Source organism: Neisseria sp. P0021.S005, from assembly GCF_051956955.1.
This window is the reverse complement of sequence record NZ_JBQCWY010000878.1, coordinates 1-575: the sequence shown is the minus strand read 5'-3', so window position 1 is coordinate 575 and position 575 is coordinate 1. Positions and strand designations below refer to the sequence as shown.

The window sequence follows — 575 nt, the reverse complement described above, 5'->3', positions numbered from 1 at the left end:
TAATCAAACAGCGTTTCCAACTCGTTTTCAAAAAACAGCGGCAGGTAATATTCCACGCCCGCACCGAAATGGCCGTCACTGACGGCTTTGTACACAGCGGCATCGTTCGGATTGCCATCGACTTCCTCGCGGAAGCGGCTGCGGAAGATTTTTTGCGCCTCGCTGTCGGTGGGGAACTCGTGCGCCGGCAGCAGGCGGATTTCGGAAACGGGAGAAATGGTGCGTTGCGTTTCGGTATCGAAGGTTTTGATGCTGTCGATTTCATCGTCGAACAAATCGATGCGGTACGGCATTTCGCTGCCCATCGGGAACAAATCGACTATACCGCCGCGCACGGCAAACTCGCCTGCCGCAACAACGTGGGAAACATGGTTATAACCTGCATCCACCAAATCACTTTTCAGACGGCCTATATCCAAAGTCTGCCCTGTTTTCAGCCAAAACGTGCGCCCAGCCAGAAACGGCACAGGCGGCAGCTTCTGCATCGCCGTGGCAACCGGTACGAACAACACGTCCGCCGCGCCGCTCTTAATCTGCCACAACGCCGACAAGCGCTCCGACACCAAATCCTGATG

The 575-nt window shown here is 55.5% G+C and carries 1 pseudogene; it reads right to left on the bottom strand.

Going from position 1 to position 575, the window contains the following annotated elements:
- Window positions 1-575: pseudogene (locus ACTHUE_RS19925) on the bottom strand (transcription-repair coupling factor); the annotation flags it as partial.